At 74.5% G+C, this 24,751-nt stretch carries 16 protein-coding genes; 15 read left to right on the forward strand and 1 reads right to left on the reverse strand.

Features of this window, described 5'->3' with window-relative positions; translation table 11 throughout:
- Window positions 1-189 precede the first annotated feature (189 nt).
- Window positions 190-3,798, forward strand: coding sequence for a beta-N-acetylglucosaminidase domain-containing protein (locus RLT57_RS08240; protein ID WP_311296707.1), 3,609 nt, complete (start codon window positions 190-192; stop codon window positions 3,796-3,798).
- Window positions 3,799-3,894: 96 nt separating this feature from the next.
- Here RLT57_RS08240 and RLT57_RS08245 read toward each other — a convergent pair whose 3' ends face one another.
- Window positions 3,895-4,431: an HNH endonuclease gene (locus RLT57_RS08245; RefSeq protein WP_093737143.1), complete on the reverse strand. Its 537-nt coding sequence runs from the start codon at window positions 4,429-4,431 to the stop codon at window positions 3,895-3,897.
- A gap of 269 nt (window positions 4,432-4,700) precedes the next feature.
- Between RLT57_RS08245 and RLT57_RS08250 the strand changes: the two genes are divergently transcribed.
- From RLT57_RS08250 to RLT57_RS08315, 14 genes are all read left to right on the forward strand, one after another.
- Window positions 4,701-5,831 (forward strand): mechanosensitive ion channel family protein, encoded by a 1,131-nt coding sequence (locus tag RLT57_RS08250; protein WP_399128270.1) that lies wholly within the window; start codon window positions 4,701-4,703, stop codon window positions 5,829-5,831.
- Window positions 5,832-6,156: 325 nt separating this feature from the next.
- Entirely contained in the window at window positions 6,157-7,392 is a 1,236-nt protein-coding gene (locus RLT57_RS08255) for an ROK family transcriptional regulator (RefSeq protein WP_311296708.1), read from the forward strand.
- A 155-nt stretch (window positions 7,393-7,547) separates the two neighbouring features.
- Window positions 7,548-8,879 carry an extracellular solute-binding protein gene (locus tag RLT57_RS08260; protein WP_311296709.1) on the forward strand — a complete coding sequence of 444 codons (1,332 nt, stop codon included), beginning with the start codon at window positions 7,548-7,550 and terminating at the stop codon, window positions 8,877-8,879.
- Window positions 8,879-9,829 (forward strand): carbohydrate ABC transporter permease, encoded by a 951-nt coding sequence (locus tag RLT57_RS08265; RefSeq protein WP_311296710.1) that lies wholly within the window; start codon window positions 8,879-8,881, stop codon window positions 9,827-9,829. Before RLT57_RS08260 ends, RLT57_RS08265 begins: the two co-directional genes overlap by 1 nt.
- 1 nt (window position 9,830) lies before the next feature.
- Window positions 9,831-10,733 carry a carbohydrate ABC transporter permease gene (locus RLT57_RS08270; protein ID WP_311296711.1) on the forward strand — a complete coding sequence of 301 codons (903 nt, stop codon included), beginning with the start codon at window positions 9,831-9,833 and terminating at the stop codon, window positions 10,731-10,733.
- On the forward strand, window positions 10,730-11,992 hold the full coding sequence (locus RLT57_RS08275; RefSeq protein WP_311296712.1) for a 6-phospho-beta-glucosidase: 1,263 nt from the start codon (window positions 10,730-10,732) through the stop codon (window positions 11,990-11,992). The genes RLT57_RS08270 and RLT57_RS08275 overlap by 4 nt, the downstream gene beginning before the upstream one ends.
- On the forward strand, window positions 11,989-13,026 hold the full coding sequence (locus tag RLT57_RS08280; protein WP_311300632.1) for an N-acetylglucosamine kinase: 1,038 nt from the start codon (window positions 11,989-11,991) through the stop codon (window positions 13,024-13,026). The genes RLT57_RS08275 and RLT57_RS08280 overlap by 4 nt, the downstream gene beginning before the upstream one ends.
- A gap of 365 nt (window positions 13,027-13,391) precedes the next feature.
- The gene (locus RLT57_RS08285) at window positions 13,392-14,792 is read left to right on the forward strand and encodes a hypothetical protein (RefSeq protein ID WP_311296713.1); all 1,401 of its coding nucleotides are present in this window, start codon (window positions 13,392-13,394) and stop codon (window positions 14,790-14,792) included.
- A 56-nt stretch (window positions 14,793-14,848) separates the two neighbouring features.
- Window positions 14,849-15,889: a glutamate ABC transporter substrate-binding protein gene (locus RLT57_RS08290; RefSeq protein WP_311296714.1), complete on the forward strand. Its 1,041-nt coding sequence runs from the start codon at window positions 14,849-14,851 to the stop codon at window positions 15,887-15,889.
- 161 nt (window positions 15,890-16,050) lie between these two features.
- A complete protein-coding gene (locus RLT57_RS08295) occupies window positions 16,051-17,340 on the forward strand; it encodes a hypothetical protein (protein WP_311296715.1) in 1,290 nt (429 codons plus the stop codon).
- A 202-nt stretch (window positions 17,341-17,542) separates the two neighbouring features.
- Entirely contained in the window at window positions 17,543-20,194 is a 2,652-nt protein-coding gene (locus tag RLT57_RS08300; protein ID WP_311296716.1) for a tetratricopeptide repeat protein, read from the forward strand.
- 732 nt (window positions 20,195-20,926) lie between these two features.
- Entirely contained in the window at window positions 20,927-21,808 is an 882-nt protein-coding gene (locus RLT57_RS08305) for a PP2C family protein-serine/threonine phosphatase (RefSeq protein ID WP_311296717.1), read from the forward strand.
- A gap of 211 nt (window positions 21,809-22,019) precedes the next feature.
- Entirely contained in the window at window positions 22,020-23,351 is a 1,332-nt protein-coding gene (locus RLT57_RS08310) for a vWA domain-containing protein (protein ID WP_311296718.1), read from the forward strand.
- An 18-nt stretch (window positions 23,352-23,369) separates the two neighbouring features.
- The gene (locus tag RLT57_RS08315; RefSeq protein ID WP_311296719.1) at window positions 23,370-24,332 is read left to right on the forward strand and encodes an FHA domain-containing protein; all 963 of its coding nucleotides are present in this window, start codon (window positions 23,370-23,372) and stop codon (window positions 24,330-24,332) included.
- The last annotated feature ends 419 nt before the right edge of the window (window positions 24,333-24,751 follow it).

The following is a 24,751-nucleotide window of genomic DNA, read 5'->3' on the forward strand; positions in this document are numbered from 1 at the left end:
GCCATCCTCGCACGTCGACGCCGCCCGCCAGGGGAAGCCCTGTGGACAACTCCTGGCCGCCGGGGCCGGGCGGGCACCGGCGGAGCGGGGGCGCGGACGGCCGCGGTACGCGACGGGCGTTGACACACCGGGGGCGGGGGTGATGGGCTCGCGGTCCGTACTGGGTGTGGCGCCCCCCGGGAGGCAGTCGTGCTGCGCAGGAGTTCCGCGGTGGCGGTCGTGGCCACCGTGGTCGGCGGCTGGCTCGGCCAGGCACCCGCGCTCGCCGACCAGCCGGCCCCGCAGCCCACCGGCACGGCCACCGCCGCCGAGCGGTCCCCGGCCCCGCCCGCCGTCTGGCCCAAGCCGCAATCGCTGCGGGCGCAGGGGCGGTTCGCCCGGGTGACCGCCCACGTCACCCTGGTGGCCGATCCGGACGCCGACCCGTACGCGCTCGGGGTCGTCGAGGACGCGCTGCGGGCCGCGGGGGCGACGGACGTGGTGCGGGCCCCGCTCCCGGGCGCCGGACTGACGGTGTACGCCGGTGACGCCGCGCTCGCCCCGCTGTCCGCGCTGGGCGCGCCGCCGCAGGGCGACCTTCCGTCCGGCGGCTACCGGCTGGCGGTCAGTGGCGGCACGGTCGCGCTGGCCGGCGTCGGCGACGACGGCCTCTTCCACGCCGCCCAGACGCTGCGGCAGCTGGCGGCCACCGACCAGGGCGAGCGGGGCTTCGCGGCGGTCACCGTGCGGGACTGGCCGACCGCCCCGGTGCGCGGTGTGGCGGAGAGCTTCTACGGCGTCCCGTGGACCCGGCAACAGCGCCTGGACCAGTTGGACTTCATGGCCAGGACGAAGCAGAACCGCTTCCTCTACGCGCCCGGGGACGACCCCTACCGGCAGGCGCAGTGGCGCGAGCCCTATCCGGCCGCCCAGCGGGCCGACTTCAGGGCGCTGGCCCGGCGGGCGCGGCAGGACCATGTGACGCTCGCCTGGGCGGTCGCCCCCGGCCAGGCGCTGTGCTACGCCTCGGGCGACGACCGGCGGGCGCTGGAGAAGAAGCTCGACGCGATGTGGGCGCTGGGCGTCCGCGCCTTCCAGATCCAGTTCCAGGACGTGAGTTACAGCGAGTGGCACTGCGGCGCCGACCGGGCCAGGTACGGCACCGGCCCGGACGCGGCGGCCCGCGCCCAGGCGGACGTGGCCAACACGCTGGCCGGCTACCTCCGGGGCAGGTACGGCCCGGACGCAGAACTCTCGCTGCTGCCGACCGAATTCTACGAGGACGGCGCCACCCCGTACCGCACCGCGCTCGCCGACGCGCTGGACGCGGGTGTCGAGGTCGCCTGGACCGGCGTCGGAGTGCTGCCGAAGCAGATCACCGGCGCCCAGGTGGCCGGCGCCCGGGACGCGCTGGGGCACCCGCTGATGACGCTCGACAACTACCCGGTCAACGACTTCGACCCCGGCCGGCTCTTCCTCGGCCCCTACACCGGCCGCGAGCCGGCGGTGGCGACGGTGTCCGCGGGGGTGCTGGCCAGCGCGATGCAGCAGCCGGCCGCCTCCCGTATCCCGCTGTTCACCGCCGCCGACTACTCCTGGAACCCGCGCGGCTACGACCCCGCGGCCTCCTGGCGGGCGGCCGTCGACGACCTGGCGGGCCCCGACCCCGGCACCCGGGCGGCGCTCGCCGCGCTGGCCGGGAACGAGTCGTCGTCGGCGCTCGGCGGCCAGGAGTCGGCGTATCTCCAGCCGCTGCTGAGGGCCTTCTGGGCGGCGCTGGAACCGGACGCGGCCGGCGCCCCCAAGGACCCGGTGCGGCTCACGGCGGCCGCGGAGCGGCTGCGTTCGGCCTTCACCACCATGCGTACCGCCCCCGCCGTGCTCGGCCCCCTGGCCGGCGGCACCTTCGGCGACGAGGTACGGCCCTGGCTGGACCGGTTGTCGTCCTACGGCGCCGCGGGCGAGGACGCGGTGGACATGCTGGTGGCGCAGGCCGAGAGCGACGGGCAGACCGCGTGGCGGGCCCGGCGGGCGCTGGAGCACGACCGGGCCCCGCTCGACCAGGGCACCGCGAAGGTGGGCGCCGACGCCCTCGACGGCTTCCTGTCCCGGGCGGTGGACGACGGCGACGCGTGGCTGGGCCTGCGCGCGGACGGGCGTACCGCCACCACCACGATGGGCTCGGGCCGGGGCAGTGACCCGTCGGCGATGGTCGACGGCAAGGACGCCACCGCCTGGTCGAGCGCGGCCCCGCCGCAGCCGGACGACTCCTTCGGGGTCGATCTGGGCACGGACCGGCCGGTCAGCGCGGTGCGGATCGCGATGGGCGACGGCAGCGGCTCCGACGACTTCCTGCACGACGCGGTGCTCGAGGTGTCCGGTGACGACGGCGCCGGCTGGCGGCGGATCGGCGAGTACCACGACCAGGCGGTGATCACGGCCGCCCTCCCGCCGGGCACCCGGGCCCGCCAGGTCCGGCTGCGGGCGGCCGGCAGCCAGCCGGGCGCGGTGACGGTGCGCGAGTTCGCCGTCTCGGTGAGCGGCGCGAGCGTCCCCAGCGCCGCTGGCACCGCCCCGGGCGCGGCCTCGGTGGTGGACGGCGACCTGGGGACGAGGGCCGGCACCGGCGAGGTGACCGTGCGCTTCGGCGGCGCGCGCCCCCTGGACACGGTGACGGTGGCCGCCGACCCCCGTACCGCCCCGGCGGCGGGCGTCCCGGCCGGCGCCGCCGCGGACTCCGGCGCCTCCGCCGGCGAGCAGGCCGCCCGCTTCCCGCTGGACCTGCCGTACGTCACGCCCTTCCGGACCGCCGCCGCTGCCGACGACCCGCCGCCCACCGTCGAGGTCCACACCGCCTCCGGCTGGCACCGGCTCGGCACCCTGGACCGCTCCGGCTGGACGGAGCTGCCGGCGGGCCTGCTCGCCGACGCCGTGCGGATCTCGGACGCGGACGGCGTGCGCGAGGTCGTGCCGTGGTTCGCCGAGCCGCCCCGGGTGACCGCGGACCGCACCGAGATCGACGCCGAGGCGGGCGGCGCCCCGGTCTCGGTCACCGCCTCCGTCAGCGCCGGGCTGCCGCGCGACCTGACCGCCGCCGTGGCCCAGGCCGGCGCACCGCCCGGCGCACCGGGCCGACAGGGGAAGCAGGGGAAGCAGGCGGGGGCGCCCCGGACCGGCGGCCCGAACGCGCCGGGCAAGCACGGCGCGCCGGCCGAGCGGGGCATCACCGTCACCGCCCCCCGCCAGGTCGCCCTCCCGCGCGGCGCCACCGTGAAGGTGCCGCTCAAGGTGACCGTGCCGGCCGGCACCGCCCCGGGCACGTACACCGTCCCGGTCCGCTTCACCGTCGCCGGGCGCACGGTCGAGCGCCGCCTGACCGTGCGGACGCACCCGCGGACCAGGGGACCCGACCTCGTACCCGGGTCGGCCGCGACCTCGTCCGGCGACGAGACCCCGGACTTCCCGGCCGCCTCGGTGGCCGACGGCGACCCGGCGACCCGGTGGTCGTCACCGGTCGCGGACGACTCATGGGTCCAGGTGGAGCTGCCCGCCCCGGCGGAGGTCGGCCGGGTGGTACTGCACTGGCAGGACGCGTACGCCGCCCGCTACGAGATCAGGACCTCGGCGGACGGGGTGACCTGGCACACCGCGGCCACGGTGACGGACGGTGGCGGCGGCACCGAGACCGTGTGGCTGGACGCGCCCGCCGACACCCGGTTCCTCCGGGTGCAGGGGGTGCGGCGGGCCACCAAGTACGGCTACTCGCTGTTCGGCGTGGAGGCGTACCAGGCGTACCGGGCAGGCGCAACCGCGGGGTGACCCGCGGGCCGGATGGCCCGGTCGGGTGCCCCGTGGCGCGGCCCCGTGCGCCGTCCGGAGGCGGCACACGGGAGGCGACACGCAAAAGCCCGGACCTCAGGCTGATATGCCGTCGATCCGGGCCAGGGCGTCGTCCGCGCCGAAAGGTTGCAGGTATGGCAACCAGCGCGGGTCCCTATGTCCGGTCCCGATGATCCGCCAGGCGAGCCCGGACGGCGGGGCCGGTTGATGGCGCAGCCGCCAGCCGAGCTCGGCGACATGGCGGTCCGCCTTGACGTGGTTGCAGCGTCGGCACGCCGCCACCACGTTCTCCCAGGCGTGCTGGCCGCCCCGGCTGCGCGGAATGACGTGGTCGACACTGGTGGCGGCGGACCCGCAGTACGCGCACTTGCCGCCGTCGCGGGCGAACAGCGCCCGGCGGGTGAGCGGCACGGTGCCCCGGAAGGGCACCCGCACGAACTTGGTGAGCTTGACGACGCTGGGCGCGGGCAGCGCCTGCGTCTCGGAGTGCAGATAGGCGCCGGATTCCTCGAGGCACACGGCCTTGTTGTTCAGCACGAGGACGAGCGCGCGGCGGAGCGGTACGACGCCGAGCGGCTCGTACGACGCGTTCAGGACCAGCACATGTGGCACGGATGCCTCCTTTAACGCCGGCGGCGCGTGGCTCGCGCCGGGACGATCTGACTTCAGTCTCTCCGGAAGGCGGGGCCGCGCGCCACCATGCCCGGGTAACGGACCGTGGGTGTTTTGGACCACACTCCCGTGTGATCCAGCGTCCCCGCCGGCCGCCACATTCCCTGTATCCCCCGGTCGGCGGCCCCCCGCACCACGGCCATGGTGACAAGACGGCATCGGTCGCCCGTTAGATTGGATACTTCCCGCCCCCACGGAGGTTCCCGCTCGTGACCACCGCGACGACCCGCGCCGCCGCGCCCCACCCCGCAGCGGCCGACCAGGCGCTGCCGCACTCCATCACCCAGGCCGGCAGCTGGGTGGACGACAACTGGGCCGGCTGGCTGGCCGCCGGACTGCGGATCGTGCTGGTCGTGGTCATCGCGCTGGTGCTGCGGGCGCTGGTGCTGCGGACCATCACCCGGCTGATCGACCGGATGAACCGGGGCGCGGAGGCCGCCGCCAACACCACGCTGGGCGGGCTGCTGGTCAACGCCGAGCGGCGGCGGCAGCGCAGCGCGGCGATCGGCTCGGTGCTCAAGAGCGTCAGCTCGTTCGTGATCCTCGGTACCGCGGCGCTGACCGTGCTGTCGGTGCTCAAGATCAACCTGGCGCCGCTGCTGGCCAGCGCCGGGGTGGCGGGCGTGGCGATCGGCTTCGGCGCGCGGAACCTGGTGACGGACTTCCTGTCCGGGGTCTTCATGATCCTGGAGGACCAGTACGGCGTCGGCGACACCATCGACGCGGGCGAGGCCGCCGGCACGGTGGTCGAGGTCGGCCTGCGGGTGACGAAGCTGCGCGGCGACAACGGCGAGATCTGGTACGTGCGCAACGGCGAGATCAAGCGGATCGGCAACCTCAGCCAGGGCTGGGCCACGGCCATGGTGGACGTGCAGGTGGGCGCCGGGGAGGACCTGGACCGGGCCAGGGCGGTGATCACGGCGACCGCCGCGTCGATGTCCAAGGACGAACCGTGGAACGAGAAGCTCTGGGAGCCGGTGCAGGTGCTGGGCCTGGAGTCGGTTGGGGCCGAGTTCGTGGTGGTCCAGACGCAGGCCAGGACGATGCCGGGCGAGTCGGCGGCGGTGGCGCGGGAGCTGCGCTGGCGGATCAAGAAGGCGTTCGACGAGGAGGGCATCGTCATCACCGGCGGCTCGCCCGCCGCCGCGGCCCAGGAGCCGGGCCCGACCCCGGCCGAGCGGGCGCCGGCGCAGGTGTCCGAGACCCCGGCGTCCGCTCCGCCGGCCGCCGCCCCTGCCGCCGCCCCCGAAGCGCGCCCCGCCGTTCCCGATGCGCGTGCCGCCGCTCCCCGGCCGCCCGGGTCCCCGTCCGTGCCGCCGCCGGCCGCCGGGGAGCGCTGAGTCCGCCGGGCGCCGCCGGGGAGCGCTGAGTCCGCCGGGCGCCGCCGGGGACAGCCGCCGGGTGCCGGGGGAAGCCGCCGGGCCGCCCGCGCCGCCGGGGGGACGGCCGGCGGCCCCGCGCCGCGCGCCGGAGGAGAAGGACCGGGCCCGCCCTCTGTACCCGCTGTACCGCCCCTGTCACGCTGGACGTGTGCCAGGGGCGTCTTGGTAACGACTTGGCCGACCTTGCCGAACACGGGTCCGGCCCCCCTTGACGCCCTGCTGACGGCGGGCCTACCTTTCGTTTTGCCAATAGGAAACTTTCCTAACAGTGACCTGAGGGAGGATGGCGCGCATGGCTGGCACCCCTGGAACACCGCGCGTACTGCGCGCCATGAACGACCGCGCCGCGCTCGACCTCCTACTGGAGCACGGCACGCTCTCCCGGACCCGGATCGGCAAACTCACCGGCCTGTCCAAGCCGACCGCCTCCCAGCTGCTGGCCCGGCTGGAGTCGGCCGGCCTGGTGGTGGCCACCGGCACCACCGCGGGCCGCCCGGGGCCCAACGCCCAGCTGTACTCGGTCAACCCGGCCGCCGCGTACGTCGCCGCCCTGGACGTCGACCCGGAGCGGATCAGGGCCGCGGTCGCCGACATCACCGGCCGAACCGTCGGCTCGTTCCGGCTGCCCACCCCGCGCCGCCGGGCCGGCGGACCCGTCGAGCAGGTGGTGCAGGCGCTGGACGGCGCGGTGAAGGCGGCCGGGCTCAGCCGCTCCGACCTGCACCGGGTGGTGATAGGCACCCCCGGCGCCTTCGACCCCAGCACCGGGCGGCTGCGCTACGCCAGCCACCTGCCCGGCTGGCACTCCCCCGCGCTGCTCGACGAACTGGCCGCCACGCTGCCGATGCCGCTGGAGTACGACAACGACGTGAACCTCGCCGCGGTCGCCGAACAGCGGATCGGCGCGGCCCGCGGACACGGCGACTTCGTACTGCTGTGGAACGAGGAGGGCATCGGCGCCGCCATCGTGATCGGCGGCCGGCTGCACCGCGGCTGGACCGGCGGCGCCGGCGAGGTCGGCTTCCTGCCGGTGCCCGGCACCCCCCTGGTCCGCAACGTCACCAAGGCCAACAACGGCGGCTTCCAGGAGCTGGCCGGCTGCAACGCGGTGCTGCGGATCGCCCGTGAACTGGGCCTGGAACTGCCGGGCGGCACCCAGCCGGACGCCGCCGCCGAACTGCTGGCCGCCGCCGTGGCCCGGTACGAGGCGGCCGGCGAGGACGGGCTGCCCGACGGGGACCAGTACGGCGAGCTGCTGGCCCGCTGCGCCACCGGCACCGCGGTCGGCCTCGCCTCGCTGGTGGCGGTGCTCGACCCGGAGCTGATCGTCCTGTCCGGCGACGTGCTCGTGGCCGGCGGCGAGCCCCTGCGCGCGCTCATCCAGTCCGAGCTGGCCGAACTGGCCGTACCCCGGCCCCGGTTGGTGCTCGGCACGGTGCAGACGCACCCCGTGCTGAGCGGGGCGCTGGAAAGCGCGCTCGCCACCACCCGCGACGAGGTGTTCGACACCGCGCGCTGACCCCACCGCCCACCCGCCCCCGGCCGCCGGCCTCACCTCAGCCCGCCACCCGCCACCCGCCACCCGAGCCCGCCGACACCGCGGAACGGCACCCTCCCCCGCCGTTCCGACGGCACCGCACACCCGCGTAGGCCCTTTCCCGGAGGTAAAGAGCAGTGACCCGTCTGACGAAGGCAGCCGCAGCCATCGCGGCGACCGCCGCGATATCCCTGCTCGCGAGCGCGTGTACCGGCCAGAGTTCGAACACCGCGAGCGACGACACCGCCAAGGACGTCACCGTCAACTTCTGGCACGGCTGGTCCGCGCCCAACGAGTTGCAGGCGATCAACGACAACGTCGCCCTGTTCGAGAAGGCGCACCCCGCCATCCACGTCAAGGTGCAGGGCAACATCACCGACGACAAGATCAACCAGGCGCTGCGGTCCGGCGGCGACAAGGCCCCCGACGTGGTGTCCTCCTTCACCACCGACAACGTCGGCCAGTTCTGCTCCTCGGGCGCCATGGCCGACCTCGCCCCCTTCCTGCGGAAGTCCGGCATCGACCCGGCGGCCACCTTCCCCAAGCCGATGCTGGAGTACACCCAGTTCGAGGGCAGGCGCTGCACCCTGCCGCTGCTCGGCGACGCGTACGGCCTGTACTACAACAAGAAGGAGTTCGCGGCGGCCGGCATCACCGCCCCGCCGAAGACCCTCACGGAGTTCAAGCAGGACGCGGTCAAGCTCACCAAGTCCAGCGGCGACTCGTACAGCCAGCTCGGCTACATGCCGGACTTCCACGGCTACGAGTCGACCACCACCCACCTGGCGGCCCAGTGGGGCGTGAAGTACTTCGACGCCGCCGGCGCGTCGCAGGTCGCGGAGGACCCCGGCTTCACCTCGATGTTCGACTGGCAGCAGGACATGGTGAAGTCGCTGGGCGGCTTCACCAAACTGGAGAAGTACCGCACCACCTTCGGTGACGAGTTCGGCGCCAAGAACCCGCTGCAGACCGGCCAGGTCGCGATGGGCATCGACGGCGAGTGGCGGCTGGGCATGGCCCGGGACGCCGGGATGAACGACCTCGGGGTGGCGCCGTTCCCGGTCCCCGACGACCAGGCGGGCACCTACGGCAAGGGCTACCTGTCCGGCACGATCATCGGGATCGCGAACAACAGCGCCAAGAAGAACGCCGCCTGGGAGCTGGTGAAGTTCATGACCACCGACACCGACGCGGTGGTGTCCTTCGCCAACGCGATCCACAACGTGCCCTCCACACTCGCCGCGCTCACGTCGCCCGAGCTCGACGCCGACCCCGGCTTCAGGACCTTCATCGACATCGCCCAGAACCCGGACAGCACCACCACCCCGCCGAGCATCAACGGCGGCGCCTACCAGCTGACCCTGCAGGACTTCGGCTACGCCTACGAGTCCGGCAAGTCCAAGGACCTCCAGGCCGGTCTGCGAGGTGTCGACAAGCAGGTCGACAAGGACATCGCGCAGGCCCGGTGATGAGCGCCGCCGTCCACCCCCTGCTGAGGCGAAGGCGCCGCAGGGCCGCGCTGCGCACCCTCGCCTTCCTGTCCCCGTGGATCATCGGGTTCGGCGTCTTCTTCGTCTACCCGCTGCTGTCCACCGTCTACTTCTCCTTCATGCACTACAACGGCATCAACCCGCCCACCTGGGCCGGCGCGAAGAACTGGAAGTACGTCTTCACCGACTACCCGTTCTTCTGGCCGGCGCTGCGCAACACGCTGTGGCTGGTCATTGTGATGGTGACGCTGCGGGTGGTCTTCGGGCTGGGCATCGGGCTGCTGATCACCAGGATCAAGACCGCCGCGGGCCTGTTCCGTACCGCGTTCTACCTGCCGTACCTGGCCCCGCCGGTCGCCGCCACGATGGCGTTCGTCTTCCTGCTCAACCCCGGCACCGGGCCGGTCAACCACATCCTGGGCACCGTCGGACTGCCGACGCCCGGCTGGTTCACCGACCCGCACTGGTCCAAGCCGGCGCTGACCGTGCTGGCGGTGTGGGGCATCGGCGACCTGATGGTGATCTTCATGGCCGCGCTGCTCGACGTGCCCAAGGAGCAGTACGAGGCCGCCGAGCTGGACGGCGCGGGCGCCTGGCACCGGTTCCGCTACGTGACACTGCCGAACATCTCGCCGATCGTGATGTTCGCCGTGGTCACCGGGGTCATCCAGACCATGCAGTACTACACGCAGCCGCTGGTCGCCGGAAAGGTCGCCTCGGGCGTCATCGGCAACTCCGGCCAGCAGGTCGAGCCCGGCTACCCCGACAGGTCGACCCTGACCCTGCCGCAGCTGGTCTACGAACGCGGCTTCCAGCGCTTCGACTACGGCTCCGCGTGCGTGATCGCCCTGGTGCTGTTCGTACTGGCGATGGCGTTCACCGCGCTGCTGCTGCGCCGCCGCAGCGGCTTCCTGTCGGCGGAGGACTGACATGGCCCAGACGACCCTGACCGTACCGGTCCGCGAGAGCGGCACCGGCTCCGACACCCGCGCCCGGCGCACCGCCCGGCGCCGGCAGACGCTCCACTGGATCGCCGTGCACGCCCTCGGCATCGCGGCGGCGGCCTTCTTCATCCTGCCGTTCGTCTTCGTCCTGCTCACCGCGGTGATGAGTGACAACCAGGCGCTGACCCGGGACCTGTGGCCGCACACCTGGCAGTGGTCCAACTTCCGCACCGTGTGGGACACCCCCGGCTTCCTCACCTGGTGGCGCAACACCCTGCTCTACGCGGTGGCCGGCACGGTGCTGACCGTGGTGTCGTCGCTGCCGGTGGCGTACGCGCTCGCCAAGTTCCGCTTCCGCGGCCGGAACCTGGTCATGGTGCTGGTGATCTCGACGATGATGCTGCCGCCCCAGGTGGTCATCATCCCGATGTACCTGTTCTGGACCAAGCAGATGGGGATGGACGGCACCCTGTGGCCGCTGATCATCCCGATGGCCTTCGGCGACGCCTTCACCATCTTCCTGCTGCGGCAGTTCCTGCTGACCATCCCCAAGGAGTACACCGAGGCCGCCAAGGTCGACGGCTGCGGTGAACTGCGCACCCTGCTCACCGTGATCGTGCCGATGATCAGGCCGGCCATCGCCGCGGTCGCGCTGTTCCAGTTCTTCTCCTGCTGGAACGACTACTTCGGGCCGCAGATCTACGCCAGTTCCAACCCCGCGGCCTGGACCCTCAGCTACGGACTGGAGTCCTTCAAGGGCGCTCACCACACCAACTGGAATCTGACCATGGCGGCCACCGTTCTGGTGATGGCCCCCGTGATCGTGGTCTTCTTCTTCGCGCAAAAGGCCTTCATCGAAGGCGTGACCCTGACGGGAGTCAAGGGATGAAACTGGCAGTCGTGGGCGGCGGGTCCACGTACACACCCGAACTCGTCGACGGGTTCGCGCGGTTGCGCGACACCCTGCCGGTCGAGGAGCTGGTGCTGGTCGACCCGGCCGCGGACCGCCTGGAACTGGTCGGGGGCCTGGCCCGGCGGATCTTCGCCAAGCAGGGCCACCCCGGCACCATCACCACCACCGCCGACCTGGAGGCCGGCGTCGCCGGCGCCGACGCGGTGCTGCTCCAGCTGCGGATCGGCGGTCAGGCGGCCCGCAACCAGGACGAGACCTGGCCGCTGGAGTGCGGCTGCGTCGGCCAGGAGACCACCGGCGCGGGCGGTCTGGCCAAGGCGCTGCGGACCGTGCCGGTGGTGCTGGACATCGCCGAACGGGTGCGCAGGGCCGCGCCCGACGCCTGGATCATCGACTTCACCAACCCGGTCGGCATCGTCACCCGGGCACTGCTCCAGGCCGGGCACAAGGCCGTCGGGCTGTGCAACGTCGCCATCGGCTTCCAGCGGAAGTTCGCCGCGATGCTCGACGTGACGCCCGAGCAGATCCACCTGGACCACGTGGGCCTGAACCACCTCACCTGGGAGCGGGGGGTGCGGCTCGGCGGCCCGGACGGCGAGAACGTGCTGCCGAGGCTGCTCGCCGAGCACACCGAGGACATCGCCGCCGACCTGCACCTGCCGCGCGAGGTGCTGGACCGGCTCGGCGTGGTGCCGTCGTACTACCTGCGGTACTTCTACGCGCACGACGAGGTGGTGCGCGAGCTGCGCACCGGCCCGTCGCGGGCCTCCGAGGTCGCCGCGATGGAGAAGCAGCTGCTGGAGATGTACGGCGACCCGGCGCTGGAGGAGAAGCCGGCGCTGCTGGCCAAGCGCGGCGGCGCCTACTACTCCGAGGCCGCCGTCGCGCTCGCCTCCTCGCTGCTGCGGGGCACCGGGGACGTGCAGGTGGTCAACACCTACAACAACGGCACCCTGCCGTTCCTCGCCGACGACGCGGTGATCGAGGTACCCGCCGTGGTCGGTGCCGACGGCGCCAGGCCGCTGCCGGTGCCGCCGCTGGAGCCGCTGTACGCGGGGCTGGTCGCCAACGTCACCGCGTACGAGGACCTGGCCCTGGAGGCGGCGCTGCGCGGCGGCCGGGACCGGGTGTTCACCGCGCTGCTGTCGCACCCGCTGATCGGCCAGTACGCGTACGCCGAGGCACTGACCGACCGGCTGATCGCGCACAACCGGGAGCATCTGGCGTGGGCCTGAACCACCCCCAGAGCCCTTGGCCTGGGAGATACCCCCGACCGCTCGTCCCCGGTGGCGTCCTCGCCGTCGACGCGGGCAACAGCAAGACCGACGTGGCGCTGGTCGCCGCCGACGGGAGGGTGCTCGGCGCCGCCCGCGGCGGCGGCTTCCAGCCGCCGGTCGTCGGCGTCGAGGCGGCCGTGTCGTCCCTCGCCCTCATCGTGGCGCGGGCGGCGGCCGACGCGGGTTTTCCGACGGGCGGAGGGACGCCGCCCGTACCGCTGGCCGAACACACCTCGGCCTGTCTGGCCAACGCCGACCTGCCCGTTGAGGAACGGCGGTTGGCGACCGCGGTGCACGCCCGCGGCTGGGCGCGCAGTACCGAGGTCCGCAACGACACCTTCGCCATACTGCGGGCCGGCGTGGACGAGCCGCGCGGGGTCGCGGTGGTCTGCGGCGCCGGCATCAACTGCGTGGGCATGCTGCCCGACGGGCGGACCGCCAGGTTCCCGGCGATCGGCCGGATATCCGGGGACTGGGGCGGCGGATCGGGCCTGGCGGAGGAGGCGCTCTTCCACGCCGCCCGCGCCGAGGACGGGCGCGGCGGACCCACCGCGCTCGCCACCACGCTGCCCGCGCACTTCGGCCTCACCTCGATGTACGCGCTCATCGAGGCGCTGCACCTGGAAACGATTCCGGCGGCCCGGCGCTACGAGCTCACCCCGGTGCTCTTCGCCACCTCCGACGCGGGCGACCCGGTGGCCCGGTCCATCCTCGACCGCCAGGCCGAGGAGATCGTGGCGCTGGCCACGGTCGCGCTCGGCCGGCTCGGCCTGCTGGACGAGGAGGCCGACGTGGTGCTCGGCGGGGGCGTCATGGCGGCGCGCAACCGGTATCTGATGGACGCCATCACCGACCGGCTCACCGCCCGCGCCCCCAAGGCGCGGCCGCACGTCGTGACGGCCCCGCCGGTCCTCGGCGCCGCGCTGCTGGGCCTGGACCACGTGGCGGCCCCGCCGCAGGCCCGGTCGGCGCTGCGCGCGCACTACGCCTGACCGGGCGGCAGCGCCCCGCGACCGCGCCCGGCTTCCGCGTGCGGCCGCGGGGCGCCGTGCCGCCCGCCACCGCTCGGCGGCTTCCACCCGGCGGACAGCCCCGCGGCGGCTTCCACCCGGCGGGTTCCCCGGCCGATCCCACCCGGCGCACGACCCCCGGCGGCCTCCGCCGGGGGTGCCACCGCACCGCGACGCGCCGTGCCGCTTACCACACCCGGCCGGGCGGGCTGGAACCGAACCTCTGACCGGACGCGTGTGACCTGGTGGGGCCGGGGGAGATCTCCCGGGGCGCTGGAACCGCGCGGGACACGACGGCCATACTGCTGGGTGACCCCGCGCAGAGCGGGTCCGCCGGGGGAGGACATGTGACGTACACGCCGACACAGGGCGTTCGGCCGACGGTGCCCGCGCGGCGGGGGCCCGCGCCGCGGCGCCGGGCCTGGGCGGAGGGCGCCGACCGGCTGCGGACCGCTCTGACCACCGAGCCGGGCCGGCTCCGGCTGATCGGCGCCGTGCTAACCGTCCTCGTCGTCGCGTTCGGCGCCGTCACCGCCTGGCAGATCACCGAACGGGCCGCCGCCGCCGACCGCGTGGTGCACCGCAGCTCCCAGGTGAGCCGGAACGCCGCCGACATATACCGCTACCTCGCCGACGCGGACGCGACCGTCTCGGAGGGCTTCCTCGGCACCGGGCAGGAGCCCGCCGAGGACACCGCGCGCTACCAGAAGGACATCACCAGCGCCGCCCGGCTGATCACGACGGCCGCGGCCAGCAGCGCCGGGTCCTCCGAGGCGGCCGAGCAGATCGTCTTCCTCAGCACCCGTCTGCCGGCGTACGCGCAGCTGGTGGCCACCGCGCAGGCCGACGACCGGCAGGGTTTCCCGCTCGGCGCCGCGTATCTGCGCTACGCCGACAGCCAGATGCAGACGCGGGGCGGACTGCTGGACTCCGCCGCCGCGCTGTACCGGATCGAGAACGACCGGCTGAGCCGCGACTACGCCGACGCCAAGGCGCTGCCCTGGGCCGCCTGGGTGCTGGGCGCGCTCGTCCTGACCGGCCTGGTGTGGGCGCAGCGCCGCAACTACCGGCGTACCAACCGGGTGTTCAACCAGGGCATGCTGGCCGCCAGCCTGGCCTGCGCGATGGCGCTGGTGTGGCTGGTGGCCGGGCACACCCTGGCCAGGACCCGGCTGTCGGACTCCTACGTGCACGGCGCGCGATCGGTCCAGGCGCTCAACAACGCCCGGATCACCGTGCTCCAGGCCCGGTCGGACGAGAACCTGACCCTGGTGGCGCGGGGTTCGGGGCAGAAGTACGAGGACGGGTTCGGCGCCGAGATGAAGAAGCTGACCGCGGACGATCCCAGGGACCCGGGCGCCCAGCTCGCGTACGCCTTGGCGCTGGCCGACAGCGCCGCGGGCCGCGACCCGGTCCGGGCCGCCATAAAGAAGGTGCGCGGCTGGGGCGCCCAGCACGACAGCTCCCGCGCGAGTGACAAGGCGGGCGAGTACGACCGCGCCGTGGCCCAGGTGATCGGCACCGACTGCGACGGCAGGAAGGTCGCCGACCCGGCCGAGGAGTGCTTCCGGATGGTGGGCAGCGACCTGGACGCGGCACTCGCCCAGGAGCAGTCGGAGTTCGCGCGGGCGGCGGACAGCGGACACGGCGCCCTGTCCCTGCTGCCGGTGGGGGTGGCCCTGCTCGCCCTCCTGGCGGCGGCGGGCACCGCGATCGGCATCGGGCGCCGCCTGTCGGAATACCGGTGATACCGGTGAGGGGCATGACGGACGGCGGACCCGATCCTCGACGGACAGGACGTACCGTGAACGGGAGTTGGCGTGGCTGGGGCGGCGTGGCCGCGATGGCGGCGGCCTGCGGGCTGGCCCTGACCTGCGCGGTGGCACCGCTGCACGGCGACAGCGGCACCGGGCAGGCGAAGGCGGCACACGCCCGGGGGGCCGTCGTGCAGGCGCGGTACGCGTCCGCGCAGGACGCCGCCGGCACGTGCACGCCGGCGAACATGGCCGAGAGCCTCGACCCGGCCCTCGGCGACACCGACGGCGCCGCGGTGCGGGCCATCGTCAAACGGGGCCGGCTGGTGGTGGGCATCGACCAGGACAGCTACCTGTGGGGCTTCCGGGACCCGAAGCAGAAGGGCAGGCTGGCCGGCTTCGACATCGACATCACCCGGGCGATCGCCAAGGGCATCCTCGGCGACCCCGACAAGGTGCAGTATCTGGCGGTGCCCACCGCGGAGCGCTTCCCCGCCATCGAACACGGCGACGTGGACATGGTGGTGCGCACCGTCAGCATCACCTGCGCCCGTCTCCACGCCACCGACTACCCCGTGGTCTTCTCCACCGCCTACTTCAACGCCGGGCAGCAGCTCCTCGTCCCCGACGGCTCGGCCGTCACCGGGTACGACGAGAGCCTGCGCGGCAAGCGGGTGTGCGTGGCCGACGGCGCCTTCGGCGAGACCACGCTCACCGGCAAAAGCCCCGGTAAGGAGTCGGACGCCGAGCGGTTCGGCGCGAAGGTGGTGACGGTCGACAACCAGCTGGACTGCCTGGTCCTGCTGCAACTGGACAAGGCCGACGCGGTGTTCACCGACAACGCGCTCGCCGCGGGTCTGGCCGCCCAGGACCCCGGCGTGAAACTGGTGGGTGAACCGATCGACCCGGAGCCGTACGGTGTGGCCATGGCACCCGGAAGCCCCGATCTGGTACGCAGGGTCAACCGGATACTCGCCGCCTACGAAGCCGGGCCGAACAGCGGCTGGAAGCAGTCGTACGACCACTGGCTGTCCGCCGACCTGGGACCCACCAGTGGGCCGCCGACGCCTCAGTACCGGCGGGAGCGGTAAGGCGGTCGGGACGGTCAGGGCGGCCGGGACCGGGCCAGGACGGCGACGGCGAGGAACGGCAGGGACGGCGGAGGGGCGGGGAACGGCAGCGGGACGGCGGGCGGGACGCGCCGGCGGACGCACGAGCAGACGTACCGGAAGACGCACAGGAAGAGGATGTGATGGCGCTCGCGGGAGCATCCGGCCCGGTCATGGGCCGGGAGGACGTCGACCGTGCCCTGGCGCGGCTCGGCGCCGAGCACGAAGCCGTCGAGTCCTCGCTGCTGGCCCTCCAGGACCACTCGGGCCGCAGGCTGCTGGAAGGCGCCGAACTCACCGGCGTCACCAAGGAGCGGTGGGCCGAGACCGACGCGGCGATCACCGCGCTGTGGAAGCACTTCGAGGCGTACACCGACGCGCTGAACACCGCCCGGGAGCTGCGGGCCCGCCGCCGCTGGCCCACCCAGACCGAGCTCTCCCGGCTGACCGAGCTGCTGCGCGGCGACGGCATCACCGTCACCGGGGCCGACGTCCCCGACCACGCCCGCTCGCTGACCGGCCCGGCCCGGTTGACCGAACGGCTCAGCCTGGACCAGCTGCTGGCGCGGATGAACGACTGGTACGACCGGGCGATGGAGACGGTCGCCGCCGCCGACTCGGTGTGGTCCGCGCTGCCCGCCAGGATAGATCTGCTGGCCGCCGAGACCCAGCGGGTACGGTCGCTGGCGGACTCGGTGGGGGTGCGCCCCGGCGCGCACCCCTCGGGCGACGAACTGGAGGCGCTGGTCCGGGACCTGACCGAGCTGCGGGGCCGCACGGTCTCCGATCCGCTGGCCTTCTGGCGGAAGGCGCCCGCCCCCGGCCGGCCCGACACCTCGCGCTACGAGCAGGCCGGCCGCCGTCTTGAGGAGATCCGCCGCGAGGTGGAAGCGGTCATGCACGTACGGGACGACGCGGAGGACCGGCTCAAACGGCTGCGCGACGTGCTGTCCCGGGCCGACCGCACCCTGACCGAGGCCCGCAGCGCCCGGGTCGAGGTGCTGTCGAAGATCCTCGCCTCCGACGTACCCGCGGTCAGCGGCCCGGCCGCCCGGCTGCACGAACAGCTGGGCGCCGCGGAGGACTTCGCCAGGACCGCGCAGTGGCACCGGCTGTCCCCGCTGCTGGACAGCCTGGAGGAGCACGCCGACGAGGAACTGCTGCGGGCCCGTGAGTCGTTGACCGCGGTGACCGCGCCGTTGGCGATCCGCGCCGAGCTGCGCGGCCGGCTCGACGCGTACCGGGCGAAGGTGGCCAGGCTCGGCATGGCCGAGGACCCGCTGCTCATCGAACGGTACGACCAGGCGCGCCGGCTGCTGTGGAGCGCGCCCTGCGACCTGGCGGCGGCCGACCGTACGGTACAGCGCTACCAGCAGGCGGTGTCCGAGATCGGCACGCCGCGCACGCCGACGGACCGGCGGGGACCGGGATGAGCGGTGGGCGCGGCGGGCACGGCGGAGCGGGCGGTGGGTGCGGCACGGCGGGCGGGACGACGCGCCGCGGGACGCGCCGCGGGACACGCGGTGGGACGGGCGGTGGGACGGGCCGCGGGCGCGGGGCGATCGCCGCGGTGGCACACGACGGGTCCGGGCACCAGGTCAGTGCACCGGGCGGGGAAAGGCTGAGGGGGAGACCGTGAGCAAGTGCCAACGGCCCGGCTGCGGCGGGGCCTTGGAGGACGTAGGCGGCGGCGAGCTGTTCTGCGACACCTGCGGGCTGGCGCCGCTGCCGGCCGCGGCGGGGACCGGCACGGGGCCTGCGGGAGCGGGGTCCGCCGGAGCGGGGGCCGGCGCCGGGCGGCCGGGCGTGGCGGGAATCCCGCCCGCGCGGGCCGGCGCCGACTCCGGCCGGTCCGCGGCCAGCTCCTCCCGCTCGGCCAGGTCCTCCTCGCAGGCGTCCAGGCGCTCGGTGTCCGGGCGGCTCTCGCAGTCGCTGACCGGCAGCGGCACCGGCCGCGCGGTGTCGGTGCGCAGCTCCCGGGGGACGGCCAGCGCGCCCACCCGCGGCAAGCTGGGCGCCGGCCTGGTCTCCGTACCGCCCATCCCGCGGCCCGACCCGGCCGCCGCCGTCCTGGAAAACCCCGAGGTACCCGAGCGCAAGCGGTTCTGCAGCCGGGGCGAATGCGGCGCCCCGGTGGGCCGCAGCCGCGGCGACCGCCCCGGCCGTACCGAGGGCTTCTGCTCCAAGTGCGGCCACCCGTACTCCTTCACGCCCAAGCTCCGGCCCGGTGACGTGGTGCACGGCCAGTACCACGTGGTGGGCTGCCTGGCGCACGGCGGCCTCGGCTGGATCTACCTGGCGGTCGACCGCGCGGTCTCCGACCGCTGGGTGGTGCTCAAGGGCCTGCTCGACACCGGCGACGAGGACGCGCTGGCCGCGGCGGTCTCCGAGCGGCGCTTCCTGGCCGAGATCGAGCACCCCAACATCGTCCGCATCTACAACTTCGTCGAGCACCTCGACCAGCGCACCGGCACCCTCGACGGCTACATCGTGATGGCCTACGTCGGCGGCAAGTCGCTCAAGGAGATCGCCAACGAGCGCCGCACCCCGGACGGCAGGCGCGAGCCGCTGCCGGTCGCGCAGGCCATCGCCTTCGCCATCGAGGCGCTGGAGGCGCTCGGCCACCTGCACAGCCGCAACCTGCTCTACTGTGACTTCAAGGTGGACAACGCGATCCAGACCGGGGACCGGCTGGAGCTGATCGACATGGGCGCGGTCCGGCGGATGGACGACGCCGAGTCGGCGATCTACGGCACGGTCGGCTACCAGGCGCCCGAAGTCGCCGAGGTCGGCCCGTCGGTGGCCTCCGACCTCTACACGGTGGCCCGCACGCTGGCCGTGCTGACCTTCGACTTCCAGGGCTACACCAACGTCTTCGCGGACAGCCTGCCCGACCCGGGCAGCATCGAGGTGTTCTCCCGGTACGAGTCCTTCTACCGGCTGCTGGTCCGGGCCACCGACCCGGACCCGCGCCAGCGGTTCGCCTCCGCCGAGGAGATGGCCGAGCAGCTGCTCGGGGTGCTGCGGGAGGTCGTGGCGCTGGAGTCCGGCGTGCCGCGGCCGGCCCTGTCCACCCTGTTTGGGCCCGAGCTACGGGTGGTGGACACCGAGTTGGTACGGCCGGTGACCGGTGACACCTCGGCGCTCGGCGCGGACCGGGCGCTGGAGAAGGCGGCGCGCAGACGGGGCGGGGCGGGGGCGGCGCCCTCGGGGCCGGCAGGGACCGCGCCGGCGGGCCCGCCGGTGAGCGCGCCCGCGGCCGCCCCCGCGGTCGCCGGGACCTTCGGGCCGCCGCCGGTGCTGTCCGGCCCGGCGGGCGGCGGCCCGCCGGCCGTTCCCGCGGCCGGGCCGGTCGTCTCCCGGCTGGACCAGGCCGCCGCCGTACTCGCCCTGCCCGTACCCCACGTGGATCCCGGCGACCCCAACGCCGGTTTCCTCGCCGGGCTGTCGGCCGCCGCGCCGGCCGAGACGGTCGCCGCGCTCCAGTCGGCGCCGGAGGACTCGGTGGAGAAGCGGCTGCGGGACGTACGGGCCCGGCTGGAGCTGGGCGACACCGAGGGCGCGCACCTGGTACTGCGGACGCTCGCCGACGACGACCTGGACGACTGGCGGGTGGTGTGGCACCGCGGCCTGGCGGCGCTGTCCACCGGCGACTTCGAAACGGCGGCGCTCAGCTTCGACGGCGTGTACGACGCGTTCCCCGGCGAGCCGGCGCCGAAGCTGGCGCTCGGCGTCTGCGCGGAGGTGCTGGGCCAGCTGGACAACGCGGCCGACTACTACCGGCTGGTGTGGACGACCGACCACAGCTATGTCAGCGCCGCGTTCGGCCTGGCCCGGGTGCTGCTCAAGTCCGGCGACCGGGTGGGCGCGGTGAGCGCCCTGGAGTCGGTGCCGGAGTCCTCCATCCACTACACGGCGGCCCGGGTGGCCGCGGTACGGGCCCGGCTGCGGGACCGCTCACCGGGCGAGCCGCTGCTGCCCGACCTGTACGCCGCCGGCCGGCAGTTGGAGGACCTGCAGCAGCAGGGCCTCGACTCCGACCGGCGCGAGCAGCTGGCCACCGAGGTGCTGGGCAGCGCACTGGACTGGGTGCTGGCCGGCCGGAACGGCGAGGTGGCCGGCGGCCCCGCGCCGGCCGGCCTGCTCGGCGCCGGACTCACCGAGCGGGACCTGCGGCTCGGCCTGGAGCACTCGTACCGGGTGCTGGCCAGGCTGGCCCAGCAGGGCGGCGCGAGGATCGAACTGGTGGAGCGGGCCAACCGCTTCCGCCCCCGGACATGGGTATAGCCGATGCCACCACTGCCCGACTCGGCGGCCTCCGCGGCCCCCGTGCCGCCCACCGCCGCACCCGACCGGTGCCCCAACTGCGGGGAACACCTGGGGGCGAGGGACCGTTTCTGTGAAGGCTGCGGGCTGAATCTCGCGGCTCCGCCCGCCGACGGGATGCCTGCCGGCGGCCCCGTGCCTGCCGGTGGGACACCCGCCGGTGAGGCCGCCGCCGGCAGAGCGCCCGCCGGTGAGGCCGCCGCCGGGGATGTGCCTGCGGGTGCGGTGCCCGCCGGCCGGGCGGCGGTCGAAGGCGGGAGCGGGGTGAGCGGGGTGCGGGGCGACCGTGCGGATGGCCCGGCGGGCGGCTCCGCAGCCGATCCCGCGGCTCGCCCCTCGGCCGGCCTCGCTGCCGGGCCCGCCGTCGAATCCGCGGCCGGCGCCGCAGCCGTCGCCGTGTCCGCGGCTCCGTCGGGGACATCCGGTGTTGGCGGGGCGCCCGGCCGTTCCACCGGGGACGGCGGAACGGCAGAAGCCGGCGGGGCCGGCGGGGCCGGCGGGGCCGACGGGGCCGACGGGGCCGACGGGGCCGACGAAGCCCGCGCCCCTGCCGACCCCGGCGATCCCCCCCGTTCCGGAACCGATGGCACCCTCGTCCTCGGCGGCGCCGCCCGCCTCTCCGACCCCCGGCAGGAGTCCGCCGGGCCCCGCCGGGGCGGCGGCGCCGTCTGCGTCGCCTGCGGCCTCGGCGGGGTGGACAAGGACGGCTACTGCGAACACTGCGGGCACGCGCAGCCGCGTCAACGGGACCACCAGGAGCAGGAGCTGGAGGGCGTGGCGGCGGTCAGCGACCGCGGTCTGCGGCACCACCGCAACGAGGACGCCTTCACCGTGGCCGCCGCCTCGCTGCCCGACGGCACCCCGGCCGTCGCCGCCGTGGTGTGCGACGGCGTGTCCACCGCGTACCGCCCCGACGACGCCTCGGCCGCCGCCGCCGCCGCCGGCAGCGAGTCGCTGCTGGCCGCGCTGGAGCGGGGCTCGACCGCCGAGGACGCCATGCGCGGCGCGCTGCTGGCCGCCTTCGACGCGGTCTCCGCGCTGGCCGAGGAACCGGCGCCGGACGGCGCGGCCCATCGCAACGCGCCGGCCTGCACCTGTGTCAGCGCCGTCGTCGCCGGCCCGGTGTTCACCGTCGGCTGGATCGGCGACAGCCGCGCGTACTGGGTTCCCGACGACCGCTCGCTGCCGTCGTCACGGCTCACCGAGGACGACTCGTGGGCGGCCAGAATGGTCGCGGCGGGCCTGATGACACAGGCGGAGGCGTTCGCCGACGAGCGGGCGCACGCGATCACCGGCTGGCTGGGCGCGGACGCGGTGGAGGTCGACCCGCACGTGGCGGCCTTCCAGCCGGAGGGGCCCGGGGTCATCGTGGTGTGCACCGACGGGCTGTGGAACTACGCGGAGTCGGCCGCGGAACTGGCCGAGGCCATCCCCGCCGACGCCCGGGCCCGCCCGCTGCACAGCGCCCGCACCCTACTCGGGGTGGCGCTGGACGGCGGCGGCCACGACAACGTAACGGTCGCGGTGCTGCCGTTCCCGGCCGCCGTGTCACGGGCAGGATTTCCACCGGCCTAGGGTCTGTCGTCTGGATCTGCGTGGGTGGCGGAGCGGGGTCCGGTGCGTGCGGCCGCGAGGCCGGGGGGACGGCGTGGTGTGTCGTCGACCGGCGGGAACGCGGCAGGTGTGCGTGCCGGGGCCCGCGACGCCGCGGAGATCCGCACGACAGGCCCTGGCTTCGGGAGCCGGGGCGGGGCTGGACAAGGGCTTTAAGGAGCGCAGGAAGACGATGGCCATTCTCTCCAAGTCGAACGTGCCGCGGTTCTCGGTCGACGTGTACCAGAACGAGTTCCTGCCCGAGGGCGGCCGTGAGGTCAACGCCATCGCCACGGTCACCGCGACCGGCGGCGGCACCACCGGGGCGCGGCTGCTGCCGGGAGCGGGCCAGGCGCCGAACGCGGGCGTGGTGATCATGGTGGACTGCTCGGGATCGATGGAGTACCCGCCTACCAAGATGCGCAACGCGCGGGACGCCACCGCCGTCGCCATCGACGCCATCCGTGACGGTGTCGCCTTCGCGGTGGTCGCCGGCACCCACCAGGCGCGGGAGGTGTTCCCCGGCGGCGGCCGGCTGGCCGTGGCCGACCCGGCCACCCGCGCGCAGGCCAGGCAGGCGCTGCGCAAGCTCACCGCAGGCGGCGGCACCGCCATCGGCACCTGGCTCACCCTCGCCGACCAGCTGCTGCGGGCGGGCGAGGTGGCGATACGGCACGCCATCCTGCTCACCGACGGGCGCAACGAGCATGAGGAGCCGCAGGCACTGCAGGCCGCCCTCGACCGGTGCGCGGGCTCCTTCACCTGCGACGCGCGCGGGGTCGGTACCGACTGGGAGGTCAAGGAGCTGACCGGCGTCGCCTCGGCGCTGCTCGGCTCGGTGGACATCGTGGCCGATCCGGCGGGCCTGGCCGCCGACTTCCAGGCGATGATGGAGAACGCGATGGGCAAGGAGATCGCGGACGTCGCGCTGCGGCTGTGGACCCCGCAGGGCTCCGAAATCGTCTTCGTCAAGCAGGTCGCGCCCAACGTGGAGGACCTCACCGCGCGCCGCACCGAGGCCGGGCCGCGGGCCGGCGACTACCCCACCGGTTCGTGGGGCGACGAGTCCCGCGACTACCACGTGGCGGTCCGGGTGCCGGCCGCCGGCGTCGGGCAGGAGATGCTGGCCGCGCGACTGTCCCTGGTGCTGCCGCAGCCCGACGGGACCTGGCAGCCGCTCGCCCAGGGCCTGGTGCGGGCGGTGTGGACCGACGACATGGCCGCCTCCACCCGGATCAACCCGCAGGTCGCCCACTACACCGGGCAGGCCGAACTGGCACAGGTCATCCAGCAGGGGCTGGAGGCCCGCAAGTCCGGCGACGTGGACGGCGCGACCGCCAAACTGGGCCGTGCGGTGCAGCTCGCCAGCGCCTCCGGCAACGAGGACACCGCCAAGCTGCTGGCGAAGGTGGTGGACGTGGTGGACGCGGCGAGCGGTACTGTGCGGCTGAAGGCGAGGGTCGCCGACGCCGACGAGATGACCTTGGAGACGCGGTCGACGAAGACCGTACGCGTGAAGAAATGACCAGGGGGAGCCGGCACCATGCCGATGTGTCCGAACGGCCATCAATCGACCACCGACGACTGGTGCGAGGTCTGCGGTATGCGGATGGCCGCGCCGCCGGCGCCGCCCTACGGGTCGCGTCCCACATCGTCCAGTTCCGCGTCCTCCCCCGCCTCGACCCCGCCCACCTCGATGTCCCCGCCCGGTTTCGGCGAGCCCGGGGAGGCGACCGCGGTGGCCGAGCTGTGCCCGCAGTGCGGCACCCCGCGGGAGGGCGTCGCGCTGTTCTGCGAGGAGTGCCGGTACAACTTCCGCTCCCACACGGCGACAGCCGCCCCGGTCACCCAGGCGGCGCCGCCCGCCGCACCCGACACCCGGGTGCCGCCGGTCGCCCCGCTCCCGCCCGCTTCGGCGGGCTTCCCGCCGTACCCGACGTACGAGTCGCCCCTGTCGGAGCCCTCGGCGATCAACCGCCCGGCTGAGCCGGTGCCCTCGGGGTCGGTCACGGTCACCTCGGGCTCGGGCGACTACCTGATCGGGCCGCCGTCCGCCCCGGTGACGCCCCGCGGGCCGGCGACGGCGAAGGAGGGCACAGGTACGGCGTGGGTCGCGGTGATCGCCGCGGACCGCGAGTACTTCTCGGCGATGATCGCCCGCAGCGGCCCCGAGGGGCAGAACCTGTACTTCCCCGCTTTCGCCCCCGAGGTCCGGCTGCCGCTCACCGGCGACCAGCTCACCATCGGCCGCCGACGGCAGAGCACCGGTGACGCCCCCGACATCGACCTGTCCCGCGCGCCCGAGGACCCCGGGGTCTCCCACCAGCACGCGATGCTGGTCCGGCAGCCGGACGGCACCTGGTCGGTGGTGGACCAGGACTCGACCAACGGCACCACCGTCAATTTCGGCGAGGACCCGATCCGCCCGTACACCCCGGTCCCGCTCGCCGAAGGCGACCGCGTGCACGTCGGGGCATGGACCACGATCACCCTGCGGCGGGTATGAACCCCCGGCCGGGCCATGCTGCGGCCAGGGCCTCCGGGTGGATCGTCGCGGCGTCGTGGGCCCCGGTCCGCACGCCCGCCGCGTTCCCGCCGGTCGACGACACACCACGCCCCCCTCCCCGGCCTCGCGGCCGCACGCACCGGGCCCCGCCCCCTGATCCGCGCAGATCCGCACGGCAGGCCCTTGGACACCCACCTCCCAGGTGTCCGGCCCGGCCGGATCGTCCCGCCACACCCACTGCCGGGGGCCGGCCACGGTGAGCCCGTACCGGGTCCGGTCCGCCTGCCGCCCGTCACCGAACAGCCGCTGCCCCGAACCGCCGCGCGTACCCCGGGCGCCCTCCCCGCGCAGCGCCACGAAGAACGCCGGGGTCGGCGGGAACCGCCCCGCTGCCTCCTGCGGCCCCTGTACCGCCAGCG

This window comes from Streptomyces sp. ITFR-21, from assembly GCF_031844685.1.
Classification (GTDB): Bacteria; Actinomycetota; Actinomycetes; order Streptomycetales; family Streptomycetaceae; genus Actinacidiphila.

What these genes read in the sequence shown, in the direction of transcription:
- RLT57_RS08270 (WP_311296711.1), top strand. Translation starts at nt 9,831, where the DNA reads ATGGCCCAGACGACCCTGACCGTACCGGTCCGCGAGAGCGGCACCGGC.
- RLT57_RS08275 (WP_311296712.1), top strand. Translation starts at nt 10,730, where the DNA reads ATGAAACTGGCAGTCGTGGGCGGCGGGTCCACGTACACACCCGAACTC.
- RLT57_RS08315 (WP_311296719.1), top strand. Translation starts at nt 23,370, where the DNA reads ATGCCGATGTGTCCGAACGGCCATCAATCGACCACCGACGACTGGTGC.
- RLT57_RS08255 (WP_311296708.1), top strand. Translation starts at nt 6,157, where the DNA reads ATGGCGCGCATGGCTGGCACCCCTGGAACACCGCGCGTACTGCGCGCC.
- RLT57_RS08265 (WP_311296710.1), top strand. Translation starts at nt 8,879, where the DNA reads ATGAGCGCCGCCGTCCACCCCCTGCTGAGGCGAAGGCGCCGCAGGGCC.
- RLT57_RS08295 (WP_311296715.1), top strand. Translation starts at nt 16,051, where the DNA reads ATGGCGCTCGCGGGAGCATCCGGCCCGGTCATGGGCCGGGAGGACGTC.
- RLT57_RS08310 (WP_311296718.1), top strand. Translation starts at nt 22,020, where the DNA reads ATGGCCATTCTCTCCAAGTCGAACGTGCCGCGGTTCTCGGTCGACGTG.